This window comes from Flavobacterium sp. AC274 (assembly GCF_979258275.1).
In genome coordinates this window covers 4697260-4715404 of record NZ_OZ409852.1, presented here as the reverse complement: position 1 = coordinate 4715404, position 18145 = coordinate 4697260, and the positions used below count along the sequence as shown (strand labels likewise).

The 18145-nt window shown below is 34.8% G+C and carries 14 protein-coding genes; 11 read left to right on the top strand and 3 right to left on the bottom strand.

The features are described 5' to 3' along the window. The first annotated feature begins 212 nt into the window (after positions 1 to 212). The 7 genes from ACZZZT_RS21390 to ACZZZT_RS21360 all read left to right on the top strand — a co-directional run bounded on the left by ACZZZT_RS21390 (position 213) and on the right by ACZZZT_RS21360 (position 11382). A complete protein-coding gene (locus ACZZZT_RS21390) occupies positions 213 to 3593 on the top strand; it encodes a fibronectin type III domain-containing protein (RefSeq protein ID WP_463461853.1) in 3381 nt (1126 codons plus the stop codon). Beyond that, positions 3533 to 3784 (top strand): hypothetical protein, encoded by a 252-nt coding sequence (locus tag ACZZZT_RS21385; protein WP_463461852.1) that lies wholly within the window; start codon positions 3533 to 3535, stop codon positions 3782 to 3784. Before ACZZZT_RS21390 ends, ACZZZT_RS21385 begins: the two co-directional genes overlap by 61 nt. Position 3785: 1 nt before the next feature. After that, positions 3786 to 4250 (top strand): hypothetical protein, encoded by a 465-nt coding sequence (locus tag ACZZZT_RS21380; protein ID WP_463461851.1) that lies wholly within the window; start codon positions 3786 to 3788, stop codon positions 4248 to 4250. A 20-nt stretch (positions 4251 to 4270) separates the two neighbouring features. Then, the gene (locus ACZZZT_RS21375; protein WP_463461850.1) at positions 4271 to 4759 is read left to right on the top strand and encodes a hypothetical protein; all 489 of its coding nucleotides are present in this window, start codon (positions 4271 to 4273) and stop codon (positions 4757 to 4759) included. Between the two features lie 127 nt (positions 4760 to 4886). Then, on the top strand, positions 4887 to 7793 hold the full coding sequence (locus ACZZZT_RS21370; protein WP_463461849.1) for an FAD-binding and (Fe-S)-binding domain-containing protein: 2907 nt from the start codon (positions 4887 to 4889) through the stop codon (positions 7791 to 7793). 409 nt (positions 7794 to 8202) lie between these two features. Next, a complete protein-coding gene (locus ACZZZT_RS21365; protein ID WP_463461848.1) occupies positions 8203 to 10137 on the top strand; it encodes an amino acid permease in 1935 nt (644 codons plus the stop codon). 150 nt (positions 10138 to 10287) lie between these two features. Next, on the top strand, positions 10288 to 11382 hold the full coding sequence (locus tag ACZZZT_RS21360; protein WP_463461847.1) for a DUF695 domain-containing protein: 1095 nt from the start codon (positions 10288 to 10290) through the stop codon (positions 11380 to 11382). A 243-nt stretch (positions 11383 to 11625) separates the two neighbouring features. Here ACZZZT_RS21360 and ACZZZT_RS21355 read toward each other — a convergent pair whose 3' ends face one another. After that, entirely contained in the window at positions 11626 to 12843 is a 1218-nt protein-coding gene (locus ACZZZT_RS21355; RefSeq protein ID WP_463461846.1) for an aminotransferase class I/II-fold pyridoxal phosphate-dependent enzyme, read from the bottom strand. A gap of 445 nt (positions 12844 to 13288) precedes the next feature. Between ACZZZT_RS21355 and ACZZZT_RS21350 the strand changes: the two genes are divergently transcribed. From ACZZZT_RS21350 to ACZZZT_RS21335, 4 genes are all read left to right on the top strand, one after another. Next, a complete protein-coding gene (locus tag ACZZZT_RS21350) occupies positions 13289 to 13810 on the top strand; it encodes an Lrp/AsnC family transcriptional regulator (RefSeq protein WP_463461845.1) in 522 nt (173 codons plus the stop codon). A gap of 419 nt (positions 13811 to 14229) precedes the next feature. Further along, positions 14230 to 15633 (top strand): dihydrolipoyl dehydrogenase, encoded by a 1404-nt coding sequence (gene lpdA / locus ACZZZT_RS21345; protein ID WP_302095111.1) that lies wholly within the window; start codon positions 14230 to 14232, stop codon positions 15631 to 15633. 165 nt (positions 15634 to 15798) lie between these two features. Further along, on the top strand, positions 15799 to 15951 hold the full coding sequence (locus tag ACZZZT_RS21340; RefSeq protein WP_463461844.1) for a hypothetical protein: 153 nt from the start codon (positions 15799 to 15801) through the stop codon (positions 15949 to 15951). After that, positions 15921 to 16337: a lipocalin family protein gene (locus ACZZZT_RS21335; RefSeq protein ID WP_463461843.1), complete on the top strand. Its 417-nt coding sequence runs from the start codon at positions 15921 to 15923 to the stop codon at positions 16335 to 16337. Before ACZZZT_RS21340 ends, ACZZZT_RS21335 begins: the two co-directional genes overlap by 31 nt. A 289-nt stretch (positions 16338 to 16626) precedes the next feature. Here ACZZZT_RS21335 and ACZZZT_RS21330 read toward each other — a convergent pair whose 3' ends face one another. After that, complete coding sequence (locus ACZZZT_RS21330) at positions 16627 to 17001, bottom strand: DoxX family membrane protein (RefSeq protein WP_073393000.1); 375 nt, start codon at positions 16999 to 17001, stop codon at positions 16627 to 16629. Between the two features lie 207 nt (positions 17002 to 17208). After that, positions 17209 to 18105 (bottom strand): DUF4349 domain-containing protein, encoded by an 897-nt coding sequence (locus ACZZZT_RS21325; protein ID WP_463461842.1) that lies wholly within the window; start codon positions 18103 to 18105, stop codon positions 17209 to 17211. Between the last annotated feature and the right edge of the window lie 40 nt (positions 18106 to 18145).

Genomic DNA, 18145 nt, shown 5'->3' with positions numbered 1-18145 from the left:
GAGGGAAAATCCTTTTGTGGTGAGGTTCACCACAAAAGATTGGAAGGACAGCAGGAAATAGCTTCTAATTAAAAATAAAGATTTTACGTAGGCAATTTTTAATTCAGAACTCCAAATAAAATAAGTCCTATTCTGATACACTTGCGTCTTTTGGTTAATTCTTTTGGTTTTTCACAGTTTTAAATTCGAGGCTTTATAAACGCCTCATTTTAATGAAACTGTTCACGCCATTATTCTTTTTTATAGCCTTGTTTTTCTGGAGTTTAGATAGTACAGCCCAATTATTTCCGGTTCAGTTAACACCTGTTTTTAATAGTCCATATAGTGTCAAACTATCAGATTATGCCACAAGTACCGACACCAAATTGCGGTTAATGATCAATCCAACAGACATTTCGATATCACAGCGACAAGTACGATTGAAACTTTACATTCAGGGAAACGGGATTAATATTCAAAGTAGTGATTACCTGCAGGGACAACGTCCAATATTTATTAATGGAGGAGAATTGCAGACTTTAACCAATACCGATATTTTTACTTTATTCAGACTCGAAAACCTGCAGGGAATTACTGCTCTCCAATACGCCAATGGATTACCCGAAGGCATGTACAGTTTTTGTTTTGAAATGTATGATTTTATCACCAATCAAAAAATATCGCAAAAAAGCTGTGCGAGCTTATATTTGATTTTAAATGATCCACCGCTTTTAAATACGCCACAGAAAAACGAGCAGATCGCCTCGAGCGACTTTCTTAATATCATGTTTACCTGGACACCACGCCAGAAGAACGCAACCAATATTTCGTACAAGTTCGAATTAAAACAATTAGTAGATCCAACATTAGACCCACAGTTTGCATTTCAAATGTCTCCCATTTTATATGAAGAAACACTTTTTGGAACAGCTTTGCTGTACAATTTAAATATGCCAATTCTTATTCCGGGAATGCGTTATGCATGGCGTGTAAAGGCAATATCCACAACGGGACTTTCAGAAAATGCGGTTTTTAAAAATGACGGATATAGCGAGATCTATTCTTTTAAATATACTCAAAAGTGTGATCCGCCAACATTTGCTTTATCTGAAATTGTGTCTCCAACGAGTGTAAAAATAAATTGGCAGGGATTGCCGGATCACAGCAAATATCAGGTTCAATACCGGAAAAAAGCAATCGTAGAAACCAACAACCGAGGCAAGGAAAAAGAGAAAGTCTTTGAGTGGTTCTCTACTTATAGCCAAAATAATCAAGCTTTGCTGACCAATTTAGAACCTGAAACAACCTATGAATTTAAAGTAGGTTCAACTTGTACTTTAGAAGGTGATGGTGTGCAGAGTTTTAATTATTCTAATACGAACACTTTTAAAATTCCGAAAAAAGAAAACGGAATCGCCAGTTATAACTGTGGTATTGTTCCTAAAATTAATATTCAGAATCAAAAACCGCTTACGAATTTAATTCAGAGCGAAACATTTACCGCTGGCGATTTTCCGGTAACTGTTTTGGAACTGCAGGAACAACATAGTCCTTATTCGGGAAAAGGTTATATAATAGTGCCTTATTTGGCGGATACTAAAATTGCCGTCGAGTTCAATAATATTCTTATCAATACAGATTATCAATTGATTAGCGGTGTGGTTGAAACCAGTTATAATCCGGATTGGAAAAATGTTACCGATATTGAAGACTTCACAGGCGAAGGCCAGGGAGGGCAAATTGAAGAAACGGTCAAATTTGAAATAAAAAACATCGTTATCAACGCCAATGGCGATATTGTAGTCAATGGTAAAAATGGGGAACAGGTAACAATTCCGGGAGGAAAAGATACTGTAATCACTGATAGCACAGGAAAAGTATACGGGGTAGACAGCAAAGGAAACGGAAGCAGTCAGGGTACAGAACCTGCGCCCGGAGGAAAACCCACTCCGGAGAATACTGATGGCGTTGATAAAAGTGGTCAGGCAACAGCTTTTACGGCACAAGGAGTTACAATTGCTTTTTCAGGAAATGGAAGTAAATATGCCTTTGATGTGATGCCAAATAACGCAACAGCCACAATACAAAAGTTATATAAAAAAGTGGATGATGCTGCATTACCTTATAAAGCAGTTTTAAATGGAGATACTGATACAGTTGTAGCCACGGTAACCATTACCGATACGATTGTAAAACCGGACAAAATTGTTTTTAAAACCCAAAACGGAGCGAATGTGTCCTTTACCAGAAATGGAAAAACATTTATACTTACTGTAAAAGGAAACCAAACTTATGCAGAAGAGCAAATATTAGCTGTGATTCAGCAGGGTGAAAGATGGAAAGTGATTGGCGCTTTTATGCTGGTTCATATTTCGGCGAAGGAAGTAAATTTGGTTTTAGTCCCATTAAATAAAGAAACTCAAATTCCGCCAAATGCAGAAAATGAGATCAGTGCAGTTTATAAAAAAGCAGGTATTAAAATGAATATTACAAGATCTGAAAAAGTTAATTTTACAGATGCTGATGGAAAAATAGAAGTAGGAGACAGTGATTTTTTTGAAACTTACACAAATGAAGAACAAACGATCAATAATATAATAAAAAAATCCGGTAACTATAAATCAGATTCTTATTATTTAATTTATTCTGATTTGCCTGCAAGTAATCCAGCTATTAAAGGATTTATGGCTCTAAAAGGACAGTTTGGATATGTTTTTGCAAGTGGTGATAATAGAATTGCAGGCCATGAATTAGGCCATGGTATTTTTGGTTTGGAGCATCCCTTTAAAAATAAAACAGAAGAAGGCAAAACGGACTTTTTAATGGATTATGGAAATGGACTAAATCTTTGGCATAATGACTGGAAACAAATTAATGATCCTAAATTTAGATTGTATTTGTTTCAGGGGGATGCTGAGGGGGATTTTAATTCTCTTCTCTATGATATCTCCCAAATTGAAAAAATCGATTTTGAATATGATGATTTAACTCCTGAATCTTATTTTAATTTAGGAAAAGTAGATGTATTTGGTGGTGGAGATAGAATCGTAATAAAAGACAAAACAGGCAGGGTTACAGATTTATTTACTTCACCTAATTATACTCCTGAAATGTGGAAAAAGATAAAACAAAGATTTTGGGTTTACAGCCAAAGTAAAACAACCGAAAGCTATAAATGGAGTAGCGGTTATGAAAATTATACTTTATGGCAAGGCGGAAAAAACAGCAATTTTTATGGAAATATAGGAACTCTAATCATGATTAATACGGGAAAATATCTGTCGTTAGATTTTGACGACTTTAAGCTAAATATGATGGGTAGTATTTATATAGGACCAAGCAATCCGATTGAAAATACAGGTTTCGATATTGTTGTTAAAAAACCGACTTATAATTATGATAGAGAACCACAGGATTTGGTTGATGCATCAGCAAGAGCTCATGATGTAGGATATGATTTTGTAGGTGCCGAGGGAGCTTATGGTGCGACAATGGATAAAGGGCCCTTCAAGCAGACATTCAGCTTGTTCGAAGTGCTAATAAAGTTATTGATATGTATGCAAAGAAAGAAATTGATCCCTTTACTAAAAATCCTATTTCTAAAGAAACATTAGAACGAGCTAAAAAAGTTGTCACATTATTTTCGGTACTGTGTAAAATTAAAGGCATTGATAAAACAGAAAGCATTATTAAACAAAAAGCAATGTCTCAAGCATTAGATGTATGGTTGAGTAATATAAATTTGACAATAAATGATGTTATCAACCCAGTAGATGAAGAAGGAAAAAAACAAAAAAGATATTAGAATGAAAATTATAAAATGGTTGGCTATTTTGAGTTTTACGGCGATTAGTGTTGTTGTATTATACTGGGTTGGTTTTGCACTACTTTTTTCTTACGGTGCAGGAGCTGGGGGAGCAGGAAGGATTACAGCTTATAAATTTAAAGGAGAAGTGAATGATATTAAAGCAGTATTCGATAAAACATTTGATAAAAGAACAATTCATATTCGAGATTCAATAGTGGATGGCGATTATAGAGGAACGTTTGATACAAAACTTTTGATAATAAATTCAGACAAGAGTAATATGCAGTATATTATTAAATTACCGCCAAGTGAGGGAAGTTTTTACTTTTATCTTATTTATATAAATGGTAAAATCAATGATGATTTTGGTTGGTTTTCTATTGAAAAATATAGAGGTATTAATCTATTTGAAAGTGAAATAATAGATCCATTATCTAAAAAGTTTGAAAGAATTGAAGAATAGCAATGCAAAAAAACATATAGATGAATGAATCGGTAATAAGAAAAATATTAAAGTACTTAATGATAATTTTTATTGTAGGGTACGTATTTAATAAACTATTATTCTATGGATTAATTTATATTTACTTTCATCGTCCAGGTCCAAGCGGTCCTGATGAAATGAAAGAATATGAGTTTAATACAACAGTTGAAAACTTAAAAAACGAATTACAAACAATTTCAGATAAATCAATCTATATCTCTCACCAGGACTCGGTTCATGGTAGATCAAAAATAAATACAGTAAGAATATTTAAAGATGGAGAAAAATTAACCTATTACTTAGAATTAGATGAGAGAGAATATGATAAAAATGTTCCCGTTAAGCTAAGTTTGTATTTAATAAATGGCAAAAGCGAAGATGATTTTGGATGGTTTTCAAAAGAAAAAGCAACAAAAATAAAGCTTTTCGAGGATAATATTATAGATCCTTTATCTAAAAAGTTTAAAAGAATAGAAGTAAAGGATTGAATTCGTTTTATGAGATTCCAATATTTAAAAAAGTACTATCAAATAAAAACCTTTGAACCTTTGTCCCTTTGCACCTCTGAACCTAAAAAAAAACTATTTTTGTAATTCATTTTCAGGTAATAAATAAATGTCAATACTTAAGGATTTAGAACAATTATCAGCGTCGTTGGAAGGAACACTTTTATACGATGATCTTCATAAAACGCTTTATTCGACCGATGCTTCGGTGTACAGGATTAAACCAAAAGCGGTTGCCGTGCCTAAAACGATAGCAGATATTAGTAAACTGATCCGGTTTGCGGCGCAGCACAATATTTCGATTACGCCAAGAACCGCCGGGACTTCGCTTGCCGGACAAACGGTTGGCGATGGAATTGTGGTTGATGTTTCTAAGAATTTTACCAAAATCCTGAATTTTGATCCGATTAAAAAAACAGTTACGGTTCAGCCCGGCGTGATTCGCGACGAACTGAATTTGTTTCTGAAACCGCACGGTGTATTTTTCGGCCCGAATACTTCAACTTCAAATCGTTGTATGATAGGCGGAATGGTGGGCAATAATTCTTCGGGAACAACTTCGATTCGCTATGGTGTGACGCGCGATAAAATTGTCGAAATCAAAGGAATTTTAAGCGATGGTTCTGAAGTGGTTTTTAACGAACTGACTTCAGCGGAATTTATCGAAAAAACCAAAGGAGATACGTTAGAAAATAAAATATACAAAAGCCTTTACGACGAACTTTCGGTAAAAGCAACGCAGGATGAAATTATAAAAGAGTTTCCGAAACCTGAGATTCACAGAAGAAATACAGGTTATGCCGTTGATATTCTTTTAAAATCGGATTTGTTTGGCGGAACGGAACCCACAATTAACGTCGGGAAATTACTCTGTGGAAGTGAAGGAACACTTGCTTTTACAACTGAAATTACGCTAAAAGTAGACGATTTACCGCCTGCGAATAATATTATGGTCGTGGCGCATTATCACAGCATTCAGGAATCTCTGGAATCTGTTGTCGTGGCAATGAAACATCATTTGTACACCTGCGAAATGATCGACGATACGATTTTGGATTGTACCAAAACGAATCGCGAACACATCAAAAACCGTTTCTTTTTGCAAGGCGAACCCAAAGCGATTATGATGTTTGAAGTAGCTTCGCACGATGCTGAAGATGCTGAAAATCAGGCGAATGCTTTAGTTACCGATTTAGAAAAAAATAATTTTGGTTACGCGCTCGTAAAAATTTACGGGGCAGATATTGAAAAAGTAAACGAACTTAGAAAAGCCGGTCTCGGACTTTTAGGAAGTATTGTTGGAGACGACAAAGCAGCCGATTCTATTGAAGATACTGCGGTAGAGTTAAGCGATTTGCCAGCTTATATTGCCGAGTTTTCAGCCATGATGTTACGTCACGGACAAGGTGCGATTTATTATGCACATGCAGGTGCGGGAGAACTGCATTTGCGTCCGGTTTTGAATTTAAAGAAAACATCTGACTTAAAACTTTTTAGAACCATCGCAACCGATGTAGCGATTTTGGTTAAAAAATACAGAGGTTCGCTAAGCGGTGAACACGGTGACGGAATTGTGCGCGGAGAGTTTATTCCGTTTATGATTGGCGAAACGAATTATGAACTGCTGAAAAGAATCAAATTAGCATTTGACCCTAATTCGGTTTTGAATATCGGAAAGATTGTGAACGCTTTAAAGATGGACGAAAACCATCGTGTGGTTTCGGGCAGGGTAGAACCGGATATTAAAACGTTTCAGGATTTCTCAGACAGTTTAGGAATTTTACGTGCTGCCGAAAAATGCAATGGTTCTGGTGATTGCCGAAAATTACCATCGGCAGGAGGAGCGATGTGTCCGAGTTATCGTGCGACCAAAAATGAAAAAGAAACCACGCGTGCGAGAGCCAATGCATTGCGTGAATATTTGACGTATTCTGAGAAAGAAAATAAATTTGACCAGAAGGAATTATATGAAGTTTTTGAGTTGTGTGTGAGTTGTAAAGCCTGCGCCAGCGAATGTCCGAGTAATGTAGACGTTGCAACCTTAAAAGCAGAGTTTTTATATCAATACCAAAAAGCAAACGGTTTCTCGACCCGAAATAAGATTTTTGCACACAATGCAAAATTGAATAAAATGGGAAGTTTGTTTCCTTCGATAACCAATTTTATTTCGAATCAGTCGCTGGTTAAAAAAAGTATGGGAATTGCTACGGAAAGACAAGTTCCGCTTTTGGCAAAAAGAACGTTCAGAAAATGGCATGAAAATCATAAACCTACAGTTACGGATTTTCCAAACGGAAGATTGTATTTATTTGTAGATGAATTTACCAATTATTATGATGTAAATATAGGAATCGATGCCTTCGAATTATTAACTAAATTAGGATATCAGGTTCTGGTTATCGACCATGAAGAAAGTGGAAGGGCATATTTATCTAAAGGTTTTTTAGAGGAAGCAAAAAAAATAGCAAATCACAATGTCAATATTTTTAAAGATTTGGTTTTAGGCAATGCACCTTTGGTTGGTCTTGAACCTTCGGCCATTTTAACTTTCCGTGATGAATATCTTCGCTTGGCAGATGATAAGGAAGAAGCAGAGAAGTTATCCCGAAATGCTTTTACGATCGAAGAATTCTTTAAAAAAGAAATTATCGATGGTAAAATTACGCCCGATTTATTTTCTGAAGAAAAGAAAGAAATCAAGATTCACGGACATTGTCATCAAAAATCCTTGAGTTCGGTTGAAGCAACTTTCGCGATGCTGAATTTGCCGAAAAATAATACAGTTACGATTTACAATTCAGGCTGTTGCGGAATGGCGGGATCTTTCGGCTACGAAAAAGAACATTATCAGGTAAGTATGCAAATGGGAGAAGATACGCTATTCCCAAAAGTGCGTGCTACCGCCGAAAATGTTAAAATCGCCGCAGCAGGAACCAGCTGCCGCCATCAAATTTTTGACGGAACAAAACGTGAAGCACAGCATCCGGTAAGTATTTTGAGAAGCTGTTTGCGTTGAGAGATGGCACGCGGATGACGCTGATTCACTTCGTGAAAACGCAGATAAGCGCGGATTTTTTGTTTCACGCAGATTTGGCAGATTTTAGCAGATTTATTTTAGATTTAGCAATAAATAAAATCTGCTTAAATCATTTTAAATCTGCGTGAAAAATTTAATCATTATTTCAGGATTAAAAGAATCTGTGTGAATCCGTTCCATCTGTTAAATCAGTGGGCAAAAAATAATTCGGGAAAATTCGAGAAATTCGTGGCAAAAAAACTTCGTGTCTTAGTGCCTTAGCAGCAAAAAATAATTCCCAATAAAACAAAATCGTTTTATATATTTGAAATCAGGATAATTTTTGCATTATTTGCAAAATAAAAGCATAAAGTCCGAAAGAAATTAATTTTAAACTAGAAAATACAATATGGCATTATCAGGTTTATTCCGAAAAAAGACGGTACAAGATATTCTGAAACAAGTTGCAAAAAACGAAGCAGACGGTCATAATGCGTTAGGAAAGCATTTGACGACCAGAGATTTAACTGCATTTGGAATTGCAGCAATCGTTGGTGCAGGAATTTTTAGTACGATCGGAAAAGCCAGTGCAGATGGTGGGCCAGCCGTTATTTTCTTGTTTTTATTTACAGCTCTTGCCTGTAGTTTTGCCGCTTTTGCTTACGCCGAATTTGCCTCAATGGTTCCCGTTTCCGGAAGTGCTTATACATATTCGTATGTCGCTTTTGGAGAAATTATCGCCTGGATTATTGGTTGGGCATTAATCATGGAATATGCCGTAGGAAACATAACTGTCGCCATATCGTGGAGTGATTATTTTACGGGACTGCTCCAGAGTGGTGGAATTCATCTTCCGCAATGGATTCAGATGGATTATCTAACCGCTTCAAACGGATTTAAAGATGCCACAGCTTTAATGCAGGGCGGAAAATCTTTCGAAAATTTAAGTGCTTCTTTGCAAGCCGCACATACAGCCTGGACAACAGCGCCAACAATTGGATCTTTTCATTTTGTGGCTGATTTACCGGCTTTGTTTATCATTATTTTAATTACAGCCTTGGTTTACCGTGGAATGAAGGAATCTCGTAATGCGAGTAATGTCATGGTTGTTGTAAAACTTTGCATTGTTCTTTTAGTTATTGCAGTTGGGGTATTTTATGTAGATACAGCCAATTGGGATCCGTTTGCGCCAAATGGTGTAAGTGGAGTTTTAAAAGGAGTTTCAGCCGTTTTCTTTGCGTATATTGGTTTCGATGCTATTTCTACAACAGCAGAAGAATGTAAAAATCCACAACGTGATTTACCACGCGGAATGATGTGGGCAATTATCATTTGTACAATATTATATATAGCCATTGCTTTGGTTTTAACCGGAATGGTGCGTTATAATGAATTAAATGTTGGAGATCCTCTAGCGTTTGTATTCGACAAGTTAGACCTAAAATGGATGTCTGGAATTATTGCAGTAAGTGCTGTAATTGCCATGGCGAGCGTTTTATTGGTTTTTCAAATGGGACAGCCGCGTATCTGGATGAGTATGAGTCGTGATGGTTTATTGCCAAAGAAATTTTCTACAGTGCACCCAAAATTCAAAACACCATCTTTTGCGACAATTGTAACCGGTTTTGTGGTGGCGATTCCAGCTTTGTTTCTGAATCTGACAATGGTTACGGATTTATGCAGTATCGGGACCTTATTTGCCTTTGTATTAGTTTGCGCCGGAGTTTTGGTTTTACAAAATAAACCTGAAATTCCGAGAGGAAAATTCAAAACGCCATATGTAAATTCAAAATTTATTATGCCCGTTTTAATGATTGCGGGATTGTACTATGCATTTGCTTTCAACAATAAAGCGACAATGGCTTTCATTAATAATGAAGTACAAACTAACGACGCAACAACAATAATTACTTCATTAGATAAAGAAGAATCTGCAAAAGTTTTCAATTATTTAGAAAGTATCGACGTTAAAAATAAAACTGCAGAAACCTCAGATTTAGAGCATTTATTAAGTCAATACCAAGACGACGAAGCAAAATATGCAGAAGTTGTAAAAGGTTTGCCAATTAGCGATTCTCTAAAATACGAATCAGGTTTCAGCTTATTCAAACACAAAATCCCAATGTGGATTTTCCTTTTCGTTTTAGTTGGATTAGCCGTTTGGGCATTCAGAAAAAACTTGTCTTTAATTCCGCTTTTAGGATTAATCTGCTGCCTTTACATGATGGCCGAATTAAGTGTCTGGAACTGGATTTACTTCACAGTTTGGTTACTAATCGGGTTATTTATTTACTTTACTTATAGTAGAAAAAACAGTAAACTAAACTTCGTAGAGAAGTTATAAGTTTGATTTATAATTATAAATGAAAAGCCGTTCTGAGATTGATCAGAATGGCTTTTTTATTTTGTTTTTTATAAAAATATATTCTTATTTCCTATAGGCTTTTTCTTAAGTTTGCAGCTTGTAAATTTTAATTTAATTTTTTAAACAGATATGAGTTTCCTGAAAAATGTATGGGGCAAAAAAGATGCTCCAATAGAATCGTATAGTGATTTTTGGAATTGGTTTTTAAAACATGAAAAAGAGTTTTTCAAAATTGTTCAGGATGGAAACAATATACATAAAGGGTTTTTAGATAAAATCGCACCAAAATTAGGTGAAATTCATGATGGTTTTTATTTTTTGACCGGAATGTTTAATAATCAAACCGCAGAGTTGATCCTAACGCCAGACGGAGCGATTAAAAATATTTATGTGGTAGAAGAGTTAGTCGATGCGGCCCCAAAAATTGAAGGCTGGAAGTTTACGGCTCTTAAATCTGCATCAGATATTAATGATGTTGGCATAACTTATGAAAATTTTAATTTTGATAAAAGCAATTTAAAATTTTATCCTAATATTCATAACGACTATCCGGACGAAATTGATTTGACAATTGTTTACGATCATTTTGAAGAAGATAAAAAAGCAGCTGTAACAAATGGTGTTTATATTTTTTTGGATAATTACTTAGGAGAATTGCACTCTGTTACTCTAATAGATAATATGAAAGTGGTAGGCACAAATGATATTTCTCAAGAATTAATACCAATCGAAAAATTAAAAGATTATCTAGTTTGGAGAGAAAAGGAGTTTGTCGAAAAATATGAAGGGACAAGACATAATACGGAAAATGATGGTTACGCAACTTTTGAAGGAAAAAGCCAAGAGCGTGGAGTTATTTTAGCAATAATCAATACAACGGTTTTAGAGTGGGATAAAAAAGCATCTCATCCCTGGATTTTTATTGTTGCAATTCCATTTGAAAAAACAGACGAAACAGGTTTGCCTGATGATGTGACGTATAAGTTATTAGATGAAATTGAAGAAGAAATAATGTTTAGCCTGCCAGATTCTGATGGATATCTAAATATTGGAAGAGAAACAGCAAACAATAAAAGAGAAATCTTTTTTGCTTGTAAAGAATTTAGAAAACCACCAAAAGTTGTAGACGCATTAATCAAAAAATACAGCCAGACTTTTGAAATAAGCTATGAGATTTACAAAGATAAATATTGGCAATCTTTTAGACATTTTGAACAAAATTAAAGCAAAAGCCGTTCTGATCGATTTCAGAACGGCTTTTTTATTTTGCTACAGATTAAAACGATTAATAAGATTTTATTTCACGCAGATTTTGCAGATTTAAGCAGATTAAAATAGATTAAAATAGATTTTTTTTAGCGAATTGCAATAAATAAATCTGCGCAGATCTACTTAGATCCTTTTAAATCTGCGTGAAATATCTTAGCGATTCTCTGCGAAAACTCTCGGCGCAATAATTAGTGAAAATTAGTGAAATTCGTGTTTCAAAATTCCTAATTCCACCATACATTCCTTCATCATCTCATAAGTACGCTGAATATCATTATCCAAACCAATCGAAAAACGAATCAAGCCATCCGTCAATCCCATTTCGTGTTGTTCTTCCAGCGGAATTTCACTCGAAGTTGAGGTTCCCGGCGCGCTGAAAAGTGTTTTATAAAACCCTAAACTTACCGCCAAATAACCCAAGTTTCTTGCCTGCATTAATTCCATTAATTCATTGGCTTTTTCTAAAGTTCCAACATCAATCGTCATCATTCCCCCAAAACCATATTCCGGATTAATCATCGTTTTGTACAATTCATGGCTCGGGTGACTTTTCAATCCCGGATAAACTGTTTTTAAACCGTCAGCTTCAAATTGATCCGCCAGAAAATGCGCGTTATGACTGTGTTGTTTAATTCGAATATGCAGTGTTCGAAGATTTTTCATTACCGAAGCCGATCGCAAACTATCCATCGTAGGTCCCAAAAGCATACTTGCACCGGAGTTTACATTTTTCAGAGAATTGATAAATTCTTTAGAAGCACAAGTCACACCGCCAACCGTATCGCTGCTTCCATTTATGTATTTCGTCAAACTATGAATCACGATATCGGCACCCAATTTTGCAGGCGAAACAGACAAAGGCGAAAACGTATTGTCAACCACCAATTTCAAATTATGCTTTTTTGCAATTTTAGCCAAACCTGCAATATCAGCAACTTCCAATAGCGGATTACTTACCGTTTCGCAATACAAAACCTTCGTTTTTGGTGTAATTGCGGCTTCAACAATATCCAGTTTTGTAATATCAACAAAGCTTGTTTCAATTCCGAATCTCGGAGTAAAATTCTTCAAAAAAGCATAGGTTCCGCCGTAAATCGTTCGGCTTGAAACAATGTGGTCACCCGCGCCGCAAAGCTGTAATAGCGTAGGTGTAATCGCTCCCATTCCCGAAGCCGAAACATTTGCCGTTTCTGTACCTTCCATCGCCGCCAAAGCCTGATCCAAATACAAATTACTTGGCGAAGAATGGCGCGAATACAAATAGCAGCCCTCCATATTTCCCTCAAAAGTATCGAACATCGTTTTTGCCGATAAAAATGTATAAGTAGAAGAATCAGAAATTGACGGATTCACTCCCCCAAATTCCCCAAAGTATTGCAAATCCTGAATTTTATCTGCTGGATTAAAGTCTTTCATATGTTTTAGTTTTTTTATTTATAGTTTGTTGTTTATAGTTTGTTATTGCAATTGATTTTTGATATTGCAATTGATTTTTGATATTGCAATTGCCATTGGAATTTGGAATTTTAATTGAAGCTATTCCAGCTTTCCGTTTCAAGTCCTCATAAAAAAGGCAAAGTTTCTAATGGTCTAAAAAGAGCTTCCTCCGGTCGCTTTTTTAGCCCAAGAAACTTTTGCCTTTTTACTCCGGGCTTTCCACTTCTATCAGGGCTAGGACACTCGTTATCAATAGAAATTCTATCCAAAATAACGTCTTAATAGAAAATTAATCAATCATGTGTTTAATAATTAGATTTTAAAACTATTTAAATTAATTAATAAAGATTATTAATCTAAATTTGTTTAAATATTTCCAAATCAATAGATTTTCTTTCATCTGAACAAACCATAAACTATAAATATGACTTTAGACGCCACCGATAAAAAGCTCCTCGTTTTATTACAAACAGATAGTAAAAAAACGACTAAAGAATTATCATTAAAATTGAATCTTTCAGTAACAGCAGTTTACGAAAGAATCAAAAAACTAGAGCGCGAAGGCATCATAAAAAACTACGTCGCATTGGTAGATAAAACCAAAATAGATAAAGGATTTGTAGTTTTCTGTCATCTAAAACTCATTCAGCACACCAAAGAATTCCTAACCAAATTCGAAAGCGAAGTCATCAAACTCAACGAAGTTTTAGAATGCCATCACGTAAGCGGCGATTACGATTACATTCTAAAAGTATTGGTAAAAGATATGGAAGCGTACAGGGAATTTCTCGTAACAAAACTAACCTCGCTTCAACATATAGGTAGCACACAAAGTATGTTTATGATTAGCGAAGTGAAGAATTCGACGGTGATTTTTAAGGAAGGGACTAAGGTTCTGAGTTTAGGAACAAAGGCTCAGAGGTACAAAGTGACAAATTTTTTTTAATTCACTAAGATTTTTAGTTGATATGGTTTTTAGGTTTTTTATTTTGAATTGCCTCCAGCTTTAGCTGGAGATTTTAGGTTTGAGAAGGAAAAGGCTTTAGCCAAATGATAAAGTTTGGCTAAAGCCTTTTATTCTTACCTGTTTTTTACATCCAGCTAAAGCTGGATGCTATTCAATTCAGTTATCGCAAAAACTTTGCGACTCTGCGACTTTGCGAGATTAAAAAAGAAAAACTTAGCGATCCTTCCAAAACTCTTAGCGAACTTTACTATTAAATTAAAATTAAAAAACTTTGCGTCTTAGTGCCTTCGTGGCTAAAACCTCCACCCCAAAATTTCACACAAAAAACATTGAGATTTAAACTTTAAACAAAACTTTATTCCTTAATTTTGTATCGCTAAAAATAAAATTAACAAACTATGAGTTCATTTGACGTAGTCATTATAGGTTCAGGACCGGGCGGATATGTATCAGCAATTCGTTGCGCACAATTAGGTTTCAAAACAGCAATTGTAGAAAAGTATAACTCTCTTGGCGGAACCTGCCTTAACGTAGGTTGTATCCCTTCAAAAGCATTATTATCTTCTTCTCATCATTATGCAGAAATTGCTCATTTTGCAGATCACGGAATCGAGGTTTCGGGAGATGTAAAAATCAATTTAGAGAAAATGATTGCCCGCAAACAAGCAGTTGTAGATCAAACCGTTGGTGGAATCAACTACTTAATGGACAAAAATAAAATTACTGTTTTTACTGGTTTAGGTTCTTTTGTAGATGCAACGCACATTGCAGTTGCAAAAGCTGACGGAACATCTGAAACTATCGAAGCAAAATATACTGTAATTGCTACAGGTTCAAAACCATCTTCTTTGCCTTTTATCAAAATTGATAAAGAAAGAATCATCACTTCTACAGAAGCATTGGAATTAAAAGAAGTTCCAAAACACTTAGTAATTATTGGTGGTGGAGTTATAGGAATCGAGCTTGGACAAGTTTACTTACGTCTTGGTGCTCAGGTTTCAGTAGTAGAATTCATGGACAGAATTATTCCGGGAATGGACAGTTCATTGTCTAAAGAATTGACTAAAGTATTGAAAAAACAAGGAATGAAATTCTACGTTTCTCACAAAGTAAAATCAGTAGAAAGAAATGGCGATGCTGTGGTTGTTCAGGCTGAAAATGCAAAAGGAGAAACAATTACTCTTGAAGGAGATTATTCATTAGTTTCTGTTGGTCGTCGTCCATATACAGACGGATTGAACGCTGACAAAGCAGGAGTTAAAATCTCAGACAGAGGACAAGTTGAAGTAAACGACCATTTACAAACAAATGTTCCTAATATCTATGCAATTGGTGACGTTGTTCGCGGTGCTATGTTAGCACACAAAGCAGAGGAAGAAGGAACTATGGTTGCTGAAATCTTAGCAGGTCAAAAACCACATATCGATTATAACTTAATTCCTGGTGTAGTTTATACATGGCCGGAAGTTGCAGCAGTTGGAAAAACAGAAGAGCAATTAAAAGCAGAAGGAATTGCATATAAATCTGGAAGTTTCCCTTTCAAAGCGTTAGGACGTGCAAGAGCAAGTGCTGACTTAGACGGATTTGTAAAAATTCTTGCTGACGAGAAAACAGATGAAGTTTTAGGAGTTCACATGATTGGAGCACGTACAGCAGATTTAATTGCTGAGGCAGTTACTGCAATGGAATTTAAAGCTTCTGCAGAAGATATTTCAAGAATGAGCCACGCGCATCCAACTTTCGCGGAAGCGGTAAAAGAAGCAGCATTGGCAGCAACAGAAAATAGAGCAATACACGTATAATTTCTTACGTAAATCATATTTTAAACCCGTCAGAATTAATTTCTGTCGGGTTTTTCATTTTATATCAAATTTTAATACCTAAAAAAATATAAACCTGAAGAAAAATTTTGTAAATTAGATGTGTAATTCTGATGTTATCTTTATAATTATAAAAAAGACAACATCATGAAAAATAGATATATAACTCCGGTTTTAATAGGAGCAGGAATTGCACTTTTAATTTATTCCTGCAAATCTAAAATTCCAAAAAAGCTGTTGCTGTCACCAATTTTGATAAAGCAAAGTATTTGGGAAAATGGTATGAAATTGCCAGATTAGATTATAAATGGGAGAAAAATTTAAACAACGTAACTGCCGAATATTCGCTAAACGAAGATGGCACTATAAAAGTTGATAATAAGGGCTATAATGTCAAAAAAGACAAATGGGAAGAAAGCATCGGGAAAGCCAAGTTCGTCAAAAAGGACAACGTTGGTATGCTTAAGGTCTCATTTTTTGGTCCTTTTTATTCTGGTTATAATGTAGTTGCGATAGATCCGGATTATAAATATGCACTTGTTACAGGCGAAAGCCTAAAATATATGTGGATACTTTCGAGAGAAACTTCAATACCGGAAAACATCAAATTAGATTACCTTAGAAAAGCTCAGGAAATTGGTTACGACATTTCTGAATTGGTTTGGGTAAAACAGGGTCAACGCTAAATTATTTTTACCGCAAAGAACACAAAGATTTTAATCTAAGAATATCTTTGAAAATCAAAAAGTTCGCAAAGCTAAATCAATACAAAGCTTTGCGTCCCGAGGCTTCGGGATGTCTTTTTATAAAAGCTAAGAGTAAAAAAAACTTAGCGATCTCTGCGGTAAAAACGCCTTTGATTCATTTTTTTCGATCCTCATAAGTTTTAGAATTGATCCATAAAACAGGATAGGAATTAAAAACAAAACCCGACATTGTAAGTGCCGGGTTTTTTTATGTTTGAGTAAAATTAAATTATGCTTTAAAAACACTTCTGTAATTATCCCAGTATCTGTAGATTAAAAATAAATTAGCAAGGAACAATAGTGCTGCAATTGGCAAACCTTCGGGAGCCAGAAAATAATTGATAAACAAAATGTTTACCGTTATTGGTAAGATCAAAATATTTGCTAATGTTACATAACGTCCGGTTACAAATGCAATTCCGCAAAGCAATTCAATTGATTTAGCCAAAGGCATTAGATAAGTTGAAGCCATTAAACCAACATTGAAGGCTTTAAAATTTCCTGTAGTTTCTGGTTCTGGCATTAAATGGAAAAAATAACTGATTGAAGCAAAAAGCAATAAAAGACCAATCAGGACGCGGATAATAATGGTTGCAATTTTCATAATACTAGGATTTAAGATAGGTTAAAAAATATAATTTATTTTGCTGATAAACATTACAAATTAAAATTCCCTAATAAATAAAAATCTGTTTTTCGGCCAGTTTTATTGAGAATTTTATAATCAATACAATCCTATTTTGGGATTAATTTAATCCTATATCAAATATAATGAATTTTTTCTTATTAAATTGTCGTTTAATTAACAGTTTTATTGTTTTATGATATATTTTCTATAAAGAAAAAAACCTCCCAAACAGATTAATATAAACGGCCAAAGATTTAAGAAGAAGACAAAAATCGCTTCCAGGATATACCAGCCATTTTTAAGAGCATCAATACTCTGAATACCTAAATTAGGTTTGTAGGCATTACTGTCTTTTTCACTTGCAGAAATTTCCTGTTTGATAGTTTCGTTTTGATAAAGCTGTAAAGTAACCGTGCTAAAATTAACCTGATCCTGTAATGATAAATTATCAATTGTTCGGTTATCATTGGCTTCTTTTTGGTTAGCCAAAGTATTTTCCGCATCCATAATATCATTTATTTTCCTGCCTTTTTCATCAATCGCTTTTTCAACCCTTTTTTCGTTTAAGACACTTCTTTTTTGCGAAAGCTGATTGGCTAATAATTTAAGTGAAACATCATCGGCTTTAATGATTCTGAAATCCAGAAAATCAATTTGTCTGGCAATACTTTTTATAACCGTATCAAGTTGCGTATTGGGTACGCGGATCGTAATATTATTTTCTACAGAATATTTAGTGGTTTCGAGTGTGCTGTCCTGACTGATTTTTGTTTTAATCTGATCATGAATGTTGCTTTGTAAATTAGTGTAAGTAACAAAACCTCCAAATTTAGCAACAGCGTTTTCAATTGCATAAGTAGATTTGACAACATTTTTAACCTTGAATTTAATATCAGCCGTTCGAATAAATTTCTGTTTGCTGTCTTTCTTTTCGACCGCTGCTGATGATGAAACAGCCGTGCTGTCTGTAGTTGTGTAATCTGCAGTCGCCTCTCCTAAACTGTGGTCTGCTTTTTTACAAGAAAATAGTAATGCGATGATTACTAAGGCTGTTAAGCCTAATTGTGCAATTGTTTTCATAAAATTTTTTAAAGTTGATTAATGAATAAAGTTTTGAATA